8 protein-coding genes are annotated in these 8,684 nt (G+C 68.4%); 4 read left to right on the forward strand and 4 right to left on the reverse strand.

Annotated elements, in window-relative coordinates:
- The first annotated feature begins 1 nt into the window (after position 1).
- Positions 2-1,717 carry an alkaline phosphatase D family protein gene (locus AB0K11_RS16285; RefSeq protein ID WP_364978343.1) on the forward strand — a complete coding sequence of 572 codons (1,716 nt, stop codon included), beginning with the start codon at positions 2-4 and terminating at the stop codon, positions 1,715-1,717.
- Here the strand turns inward: AB0K11_RS16285 and AB0K11_RS16290 are convergent.
- Positions 1,680-2,102 carry a pyridoxamine 5'-phosphate oxidase family protein gene (locus tag AB0K11_RS16290; RefSeq protein ID WP_364978524.1) on the reverse strand — a complete coding sequence of 141 codons (423 nt, stop codon included), beginning with the start codon at positions 2,100-2,102 and terminating at the stop codon, positions 1,680-1,682. The two genes, AB0K11_RS16285 and AB0K11_RS16290, sit on opposite strands and share 38 nt — an antisense overlap.
- Positions 2,099-2,947, reverse strand: a complete 849-nt coding sequence (locus tag AB0K11_RS16295; RefSeq protein ID WP_364978346.1) for an NAD(P)H-binding protein — start codon at positions 2,945-2,947, stop codon at positions 2,099-2,101. Before AB0K11_RS16295 ends, AB0K11_RS16290 begins: the two co-directional genes overlap by 4 nt.
- A gap of 80 nt (positions 2,948-3,027) precedes the next feature.
- Between AB0K11_RS16295 and AB0K11_RS16300 the strand changes: the two genes are divergently transcribed.
- Positions 3,028-3,960: an AraC family transcriptional regulator gene (locus AB0K11_RS16300; protein ID WP_364978349.1), complete on the forward strand. Its 933-nt coding sequence runs from the start codon at positions 3,028-3,030 to the stop codon at positions 3,958-3,960.
- A gap of 827 nt (positions 3,961-4,787) precedes the next feature.
- Here the strand turns inward: AB0K11_RS16300 and AB0K11_RS16305 are convergent.
- On the reverse strand, positions 4,788-5,594 hold the full coding sequence (locus AB0K11_RS16305) for an Ig-like domain-containing protein (RefSeq protein ID WP_364978352.1): 807 nt from the start codon (positions 5,592-5,594) through the stop codon (positions 4,788-4,790).
- 129 nt (positions 5,595-5,723) lie between these two features.
- Positions 5,724-6,740: an alpha/beta hydrolase gene (locus AB0K11_RS16310; RefSeq protein ID WP_364978355.1), complete on the reverse strand. Its 1,017-nt coding sequence runs from the start codon at positions 6,738-6,740 to the stop codon at positions 5,724-5,726.
- A gap of 85 nt (positions 6,741-6,825) precedes the next feature.
- Between AB0K11_RS16310 and AB0K11_RS16315 the strand changes: the two genes are divergently transcribed.
- Together AB0K11_RS16315 and AB0K11_RS16320 are read left to right on the forward strand one after the other, a co-directional pair.
- Positions 6,826-7,746 (forward strand): LysR family transcriptional regulator, encoded by a 921-nt coding sequence (locus AB0K11_RS16315; RefSeq protein ID WP_364978358.1) that lies wholly within the window; start codon positions 6,826-6,828, stop codon positions 7,744-7,746.
- A gap of 672 nt (positions 7,747-8,418) precedes the next feature.
- Entirely contained in the window at positions 8,419-8,643 is a 225-nt protein-coding gene (locus AB0K11_RS16320) for a hypothetical protein (protein WP_364978361.1), read from the forward strand.
- Positions 8,644-8,684: the final 41 nt, after the last annotated feature.

The following is an 8,684-nucleotide window of genomic DNA, read 5'->3' on the forward strand; positions in this document are numbered from 1 at the left end:
AGTGCCTCTTGTGCTCGGTCCAGCGCTCCGCCATGTCGGCGAGACGACCGCGTCGGTGTGGGTGCAGACCGAGCAGGCGGCCACGGTGAGCGTCCTCGGCTGCTCGGCCCAGACGTTCGACGTGCAGGGTCACCACTACGCCCTCGTGGAGGTGACCGGCCTGACCCCGGACTCGGTCACCGAATATCAGGTGACAGTGGACGGGCAGCAGGTGTGGCCGGTCGAGGACTCGCCCTATCCCCCGAGCGTCATCCGGACGCGAGGCCCGGAATCCGCACCTCGGATGCGTGCGATCTTCGGATCGTGCCGGTATCCGAAGACCGAGGACGACAAGGTCGACTCAAAGCTCGGCCGCGACGCCCTCGACTCGTATGCGACCCGCATGGCCGGGCAGGCGATGGAGGCGTGGCCCGATGCCCTGATCCTGCTGGGGGATCAGCTCTATGCCGACGAGCTCACCCCGGAATCGCGGCAACACCTGGCGGGCAAGCGCACCCGGCGCAGTTCGAACGGCAGCCGCCCCCCGGACGAAGTGGTCACATTCGCCGAATACGAACGGCTGTACCGTCATTCGTGGGGTGATCCGGAGATCCGTTGGCTGATGTCGACCGTTCCCACGGCGATGATCTTCGACGATCACGACATCCGCGACGATTGGAACACGTCGGAAGCATGGCGCGCGGACATCAACACGAAGCCCTGGTGGCGCGACCGGATACGCGCCGGCTTGGCGTCGTACTGGGTCTATCAACACCTGGGCAATCTCAGCCCCGAGGATCTGGCAGGCAACGAGGACTATCAGCGCCTCCTCGCCGCAGACGGTGACACCTGGCCGCTCCTGGTGGATCTCGCCGACCGTGCCGACGAGGAGGTCGACGAGAGCAAGGGCATCCGGTTCAGTTACCGATGGGATCTCGGTCGCACCCGGCTGATCATGATCGACTCCCGCAACGGCCGGATCCTGGAGTCGGGCAACCGGATGATGATCGGTGAACGGGAATTCGCCTGGCTGGAGGGCGAAGCCACCGACGGCGTCGAAGACGTCGACCACCTGATGCTCGCCTCGTCGCTGCCGTGGCTGCTGCCGCCGGCCATCAGCGATCTGCAGATGATGAACGAGCAGGCCGCCAACCGTCCCGACCGGCGCGGCCGCCTCGCCGAGAAGATCCGGCGCGCCGGCGATTTCGAGCACTGGGCGGCGTTCCTGAAGTCCTTCCTGCGCCTGACCGAACTGATCGGGCGGGTCGCAAGCCATCCCGACGGGCCTGCCACCGTGAGCGTGCTCTCCGGCGATGTGCACCACAGCTACGCCGCTCGCGCACATCTGACCGACCTACCGGCGGCGGATCGCGGCGCCACCGTGCACCAGCTGGTCTGCTCGCCGGTGCACAACTATGTGCCCGCCGCGGTGAAGCCGGCGTTCCGTCTCGGGTGGTCGCAGCCGGTGGCTCGGCTGACCCGGCGCTGGGCCCGCCATCGTGACCTACCTGCCTTGCCGGTGAGCTGGTCGAACGTCTGCGGTCCGCTGTTCGGCAACACGATTGCGACCATGGAAGCCGACGGCAGGCAGGCCGAGGTGTTCTTCGAGCAGCCTCGCGGGTCGGCTGAACTCGACGAGGTCGGCCGGATCCCCCTGACGCGCGCAGCTCGGCCATCCGTGGCCGAGCATTCGGGGACGGTCACATCAGGTAGCGACTCACCTGCTGCGGGCGGATGACCAGGTGAACCTGGTCCTGCGCCAAGATGTCCGCGAGGTCGCCCGCCCGGCCGGCGTCGCGGAGGTCCCAGTAGCGGGCGGCGAGCCGCGCGGCGAGGTCGTGCGCTCCGTCGGCCTCCACCGTCACCGGTCCGGTGACCGACACCCAGCGTTCGCGTTCGCCCACCGGCGCGGCGACGACGAGCGAGGCGCGCGAATCCTCCCGCAACTGGCGGATCTTCGCGGTGTCCGGCCCGGTGAAGAGCTGCACGGTGCCGACGTCGGTGACCTCGAACCACACCGGGCGCGGCTGGGGTGGGCGCGGTCCGGCAGCCACCGACAGGAAGCCGTGCAGCGGGCGTCGGAGGAACACGCGGTCCTCGGCGGTCAACGCATCGGCGCTCACGGCCGCCACGCCCCCGCCACGGCGGTCCGCAGCACGTAGTTCTCGAAGGTGCGGGGCGGACGGCCCAGCACGGTCGCGACACCGTCCGTCGTCTCGGCGATGAGTCCGCGTTCCATCAACACGAACATCTCGGCGACATGGTGGGCGTCGTCCTCGCTCAGGCCGTCGGGTGCCAGACCCGCCGCGTACTCGTCGGCGGAGATCTGCTTGTAGGCGATCGGCAGATCCGCCGCGCGGGAGATCAACTGCACCGCATCCTCGAAGGTGACCGACCGCGGTCCGCTGAGTTCGTAGACCTGTCCGGCGTGCCGACCGGGTTCGGTCAACACCGCGGTGGCGACGTCGGCGACGTCCTCGAGGTCGATGAACGGCTCGGGTACCTCGCCGGCCGGAAGCGCCAGATGGCCCGCGATGAGCGGGGCATGCCAGAGTTCCTCGTCGAAGTTCTGCGCGAAATTGTTCGGCCGCAGCACGGTCCACTCCAGGCCCGAGCCACGCACTGCGTCTTCGGCGTCGCGCATGTCCAGGCCGAACGCGGAGTCGCCCCAGCTGTCGGCGCCGCGCCCGGAGAGCAGGACGAGGCGCCGCACCCCGGCGTTCTCGGCTTGCGCCACGAAGTCGTGCGCGGGGCCTGGCTTTCCACGGGGCAGCGGTGGCGCGACGATGTACGCGGCGGAGACCCCCTGCAGGGCCGGATTCCAGGTGCCGGGGTCGGACCATTCGAACGGGATCTCGGTGGTTCGCGCAACCGCGCGGACCGGTATTCCGTGCAACCGAAGCCGGGCGGCGATCCGACGGCCGGTCTTGCCGGTTCCGCCGAGGACGAGGGTGTTGTCACTGCTCATGTGTCCAGTGAACGGCGATGAGTCGGACACTTCCATGGGTGACAAGCCGCAATGCATGTCCAATCGTCTAATCTGCCGACATGGATGCGTTCGGTGATCTGTTCCGCGGGGTGCGGGCCCACGGTTCGCTGTTCGGCAGCACCACCCTGTCGCCGCCGTGGGCGCTGCACTTCGTGGACGGCGCGCCACTCACGCTGTGCACCGTGCTGGGCGGGCAGGGTTGGATCGTTCCGGAGGCCGGCCCGCCCGAACCACTCCACGCCTACGAGACGGTCGTCGTGCGGGGACCCGGGACGTTCACCTTCGTCGACGAACTGGACACCGACGCGGAGCCCATCGCGTGCGGCGAGCACTGTGCGACGCCTGAACAGGGCGGCACCCGGCATCGGCTCGGGTGGACCGACCCCCGCGACGGCGGCGACGCGGCGCCGACATTGATCGTCGGCGCCTATCCGGTGCGCGGCGAGATCAGCCGCCGGCTCCTGGAGGCGCTGCCTGTCGTCCTTCGCGTCCCGGCGGGCGGCACGGGGGACGCGGTGCTCGATCATCTCGCCGCCGAGGTCGCCGTCGACGCGCCCGGCCAGCAGGTGGTGCTGGACCGCCTGCTGGACTGGATGCTGGTGTGCACGCTGCGCGAATGGTTCGACCGGCCCGGCGGTGAGCCGCCGGCGTGGTGGGCTGCCCAGCGCGATCCGGTCGCCGGCGACGCGCTGCGGCTGCTGCACGCCGAACCCGCCGCGCCGTGGACGGTGGCGTCGCTGGCCGACCGCATCGGGGTCTCACGCTCGACGCTGGCGAAGCGCTTCGCGGACCTGGTCGGCGAACCCCCGTTGACCTATCTCACCCGGTGGCGCATGACGCTTGCGGCCGATCTGCTGATCGAGAGGAAGGCGGCAACCGTCGCCGACATCGCCGGCACGGTGGGTTACTCCGACCCGTTCGGCTTCAGCGCAGCGTTCAAACGGGTCCGCGGCGTCAACCCGAGCGAGTTCCGGCGCGCCGCGTCCGGGTAGTTCGCGCCGCTCGATCGATTAGCTGCGCCAGCGCGGTAGAGCGCGGATCAGGGTCCAGTGTCACGACACGGAAACGGCCCCGTCACGGGGGCAACTCGCTTGGGCGTCAGCCTGGCAACCTCTAGTGGCGTTGCGTAGACAGGCATTACGGTCTGCCCTACGGTTGCGCAACAGGTAATTTTCGTCGCAGTCATTTTTGAGCAGAGTTGAAGGAGTCACCGGCAATGAGCACCTTTGGTCGGATTGCTGTACGAGTAGTAGCCGGTGCCGGCTTGTGTGTGGCGGCCGCGGCGCTGAGCCCGCACGCGGCAGCCGCCCCGTTGAAGACGGGTGGTTACCAGTGCGTGGACCAGGCCGCCGGTGCGCCGGCGGCTGCCGCTGCACCGGGAGCTGCCGGCGCGGCGCCGCTGTGTCAGGCAGCCGGGGCCGCAGCGCCGTTGGCTCCGCCCGTGCCCGTGGTGCCACCGGTCGCGCCGCCCGTCGTCCCACCGGTCCCGGCCGCGCCGCCCGTGCCGCCCGTGCCGCCCGTTCCCCTCGTCCCACCGGTCCCGGTCGTACCGCCCGTGCCGGCAGGCGCCCCCATCGCACCCGCGGCCGGCGGCGCTCCGCTCCTCGAAATGGGCGGTCTCGGCGGAAAGGGAGTGCCGACCGGAAAGACCTCGGCCACCGGTCCCGCCGCGGGTGCGCCGGTCCAGGCGGCTCCCGTGGACAAGGCGGTCCTGGTCAGGTAGCGCGGCGTCGCCGCGCCCACTCCCGGGTCACATGGTGTGCTTCGCACGCCATGTGGCCCGGATTCCGTTGTGGCGTGGACTCTCTGCGCTGATTTACTAGTCCTGCACGATCACCGGATCACCGATGTTGACGGTGTCGAAGTACCACTGCGCGGCGGCCGGAGCCAGGCTGATGCATCCATGGCTGACGTTCTCCAGCCCCATCGAGTTGACGGCCCACGGCGCGGAATGCACGAAAAGGCCACGCCGGGTGAAGCGTACGGCGTCCTCCACCTCGAGCCGGTACCCGTCGTGTGCCGTGACGGGGATGCCGACGCTGCTCGAATCCATCACCACCGTGGCATCTTTCGCCAGCACGCTGTAGGTGCCGACCGGGGTCGGATACTCCGGCCGCCCCATGGTCGCCAGCAACACGCCCTCCTCGCCGAAGCGTGGCAGGTGGTGCGGCGCGGGCAGTGCGATCGGTGATCCGACCCCTGCCCCGTCGATGGTCACGGTGAAGGTGTGATCCGACAGGTCGGCGACCCCGACGACGGCTGGACCGGTCTCGAACTGCGTCAGCTTGCCGTTCACCGACAGGGCGACCGTGCTGTGCGCCGGCCAGAACTCATCCGGGACCCACTGCACCACTGCGTCTTCCAACCATTCGAAGCGGCCGGTCCTTGCGGGTGTCGAGGTGATGCGGAGAGCGCGCTCGGCGGCGGCCCGGTCGGCGATCGGGCCGGCGAACGTCACCACCACCGGGTGCCCGACTCCGACGCGCGCACCCCGGGTCGGCGCGACGGCATCGACGGCCCCGGACATCGGCAGACTGACCGCTGCGGTGTCGACGTCGGGTGTGCCCCCGAGCACGGCTGTGGTGGCGACCACCACCGGTAGGACAAGCTGAACAACTGCCCGCATCGGCTCGAACCCCTGACTGACGCATGATCTTGAACGTCGTCATCTTACGGGTGCGTCAATGCTCGAACAGCACGGCGCGCGTTGAGGATTCGGTCAAGCGTTGGTCACGGTTCGGCCACGGCGGCGATATCAGGAGTGTCTGGCCACCTCGGCGATCGCCGACGCGAAATCCTGCGGCGCCTCCTGGGGCACGTTGTGGCCGATGCCGTCGAGGACCCGGTGCTGGTACCACCCGGTGTAGAGCGCGCGGTAGGCGGCACCGTCCTTGGCGGCGCCGTCGAAGTCGCTGGCGATGGTGATCGTCGGGACCGTGACCGGCGGCCGGTCGGCGAGCCGGCGTTCGTCGGCGTCATAGCGGCTCTCACCCGGGGCGAGGCTCAGCCGCCATCGGTAGTTGTGGATGACGATCTCGGCGTGGTCGGGGTTGTCGAACGCCGCCGCCGACAGGTCGTAGGTGTCGTCGGTGAATTTCCACGCCGGCGATGCGAGCTGCCAGATCAACTTGTTGAATTCGTGGGTGTTCTTCCGGTAGCCGGCCTCTCCGCGGGGTGTGGCGAAGTAGTACTGGTACCACCAACCGTGCTCGGCCTTCGGCGGCAGGGGTTCGAGATTCGCGGTCAGATCGACCGTGATGTAGCCGCTGACGGCGACGAGGCCGGTACACCGTTGCGGCCACAGCGTCGCGACGACGTTGGCGGTGCGGCCGCCCCAGTCGTATCCGCCGAGAATGGCGGCGGGGATCTGCAGCGCGTCCATCAGGCTGATCACGTCGTGCGCGAGCGCGGCCTGTTGCCCGTTCCGGAGAGTGTCCGCCGAGAGGAAGCGGGTGGTCCCGAAGCCGCGCAGGTACGGCACGATGACCCGGAAACCCTGACCGGCGAGCAGGGCGGAGACGTCGGCGTAACTGTTCACGTCGTAGGGCCAGCCGTGCAACAGGATCACGGGCGGCCCATCCGGGGGCCCCGCCTCGGCGTATCCGACGTTCAAGTCCCCAGCGTCGATCTGTCGGATCGGGCCGAGTCGATGCCCGGGAGCCGGCGGCGGACCGGCTTGCGCCGGCGACGGTGCGCACGCTGCGAGCGCAGTCGCGCCGGTGGCCGCCAGCGTCGCCAAGCGTGCGAAGTCCCGTCTGTTGACTGAGGTCATACCGACCATCCGACCTCAGAATCATCATCGAGTCCAATGATCGTTGGCCATGAGGCACATCTGTGACATAGATACGATGACGCGTGTGGAACTCCGCCAGGTCGAGCACTTTCTCGCCGTCGCCGCAGAGCTGAGTTTCACGCGGGCAGCCGAGCGGGTTCACGTCGTGCAGTCGGCGCTGTCCACGTCGATCGCGAAACTCGAACGCGAACTCGGAGTCGAGTTGTTCGACAGGACACGGCAGCAGATCAGGCTCACGCCGGCGGGCGACCGTTTCCGCATTCATGCCCATGACGTCGTGAGGGTGACCCGCGCGGCCGGCGAATCGGTCGCCGAGTACCGCGGGGCTCTCAGCGGCACCATCGAGTTCGGCTCACTCATCTCCTTCGGACCCCTCGACGTCCCCGGTGCTCTCGGCGAGTTCCACCGCGCCAACCCCTTCGTACGATTAAGGCTCCGGCTGAGCCAGTCCGGTGCCTCGGCCTACCTCGCCGCACTCATCGAGGGCTCGCTCGACCTGGCGCTGATCTCGGTGCCCAACCGGTTCCCACCGCAGCTCGACATGCGGCTGCTCTTCGAGGAGCCGATGGTCTTCGTGTGCCGTCGGGATCACCCGCTGGCCCGGCGGCGGCGAGTCCGCCTCGCCGACGTCGCCGGCGAAGACCTCGTGGGCTTTCCACCGGAATTCGGGCTTCGTCGACTGACGGACGACGCCTGCCGCGCCGCAGGTGTCACCGCGCGTACGTCCTACGAGGTGCCGGCCGGCTTCGCCGCCGTCGCCGAACTGGTCGGCAGCGGGCTCGGCACCGCGTTCATGCCGGCGTCGGAGGCGCAGAAGTTCGACCACCTGAACGCTATCGACGTCACCGAACCCGTGACGTGGCAGGTCTACCTCGCATCGCCGCCGATCGACCGCTGCACGCCGTCGACCGTCCGCCTGGCCGAGACGCTGCTCGGCGCCGCGCCCGCCGCGCGACAGGCGGTGCACGCCCCGCAACGCCACTGATGGATGGCATAGATCGAGGTGGAGCGCCTCGGTCAGCGTTGTTCGAGCGGCGTGGGCGGGCCGGAATGCAGGGAGCTCTGTGACGGCCCGGCGACGGCCTGGCCGGTCACAGCAATACCCGTCATGCGGTCCGCCCGGTGCGGACGAAGACGGGTGCGGGCCGCCGCGCCCGCCAGAGAGCCGAGAAGAGTTGGCGGCCTGCATACCCGTCCCGATCCCATCGGACGCCGAAGCTGAGCGCCGGTCACGATCGGCGACCCTCACGGTGAAGCGCAGCGGCGTACTGCAACAGCAAACGAATCACCGATATGCCTTCGACCTTCCTGAACCGCATCGCGCGCGCAACTCTCAGATGGCTATGGCAAAAGCAGCACATACACCGCTGCTTCCTCTCTAGGATTCCCCTCAGTGAACGTCGAGTGTTTCGTTCCCGGCTCGGCGAAGCGTGACCGTTGTACGGCGGGTTTGATTCAGCGAGCCAAATGAGCTGTCAACAAACCTAATCAGGGCGTTATACGAGGAAATCCGTATGCCAACAGGCCCGAGGAATGGTTGCATCGACAAGGAATTGCGTACTGCGTTTCGGGTTCGCATCATTAATTCAGGTCAACTATTGGGCTTTGTTGCGCAAACGCTTGCGGTCTTCGCATAAGGCGTGTTACAGCTACTCCCATGACCACGGCTCGGGCCGATATTGACCGCGACAGTTATTTCGCCGACGTCAATAACGGGGACCGGATCGACTCGTGGTCGTCCTCCGCCGAGGAACCGGCCGCCCGGTGGGCGGTCGGCGGCGGCGGCGCTCGCGCCTCACGCCTGAACGGGATCGGACAGAACTGCACCGATGCGTGGTCGAAGGGCTCCTGCGAAGAAGCGGCAAAGGGCTCGACGTCCTAGAGATGTGACACGAACGTTCAGGGGGAGTCTCGGTGAATCGA

It is taken from the genome of Mycobacterium sp. NPDC050551 (genome assembly GCF_040674075.1).
Taxonomy (GTDB): domain Bacteria; phylum Actinomycetota; class Actinomycetes; order Mycobacteriales; family Mycobacteriaceae; genus Mycobacterium.

Bases quoted from the DNA above. Each gene is read 5' to 3' on its own strand.
- AB0K11_RS16305 (WP_364978352.1), bottom strand. From the start codon at position 5,594: ATGCGGGCAGTTGTTCAGCTTGTCCTACCGGTGGTGGTCGCCACCACA.
- AB0K11_RS16310 (WP_364978355.1), bottom strand. From the start codon at position 6,740: ATGACCTCAGTCAACAGACGGGACTTCGCACGCTTGGCGACGCTGGCG.
- AB0K11_RS16300 (WP_364978349.1), top strand. From the start codon at position 3,028: ATGGATGCGTTCGGTGATCTGTTCCGCGGGGTGCGGGCCCACGGTTCG.
- AB0K11_RS16320 (WP_364978361.1), top strand. From the start codon at position 8,419: ATGACCACGGCTCGGGCCGATATTGACCGCGACAGTTATTTCGCCGAC.
- AB0K11_RS16295 (WP_364978346.1), bottom strand. From the start codon at position 2,947: ATGAGCAGTGACAACACCCTCGTCCTCGGCGGAACCGGCAAGACCGGC.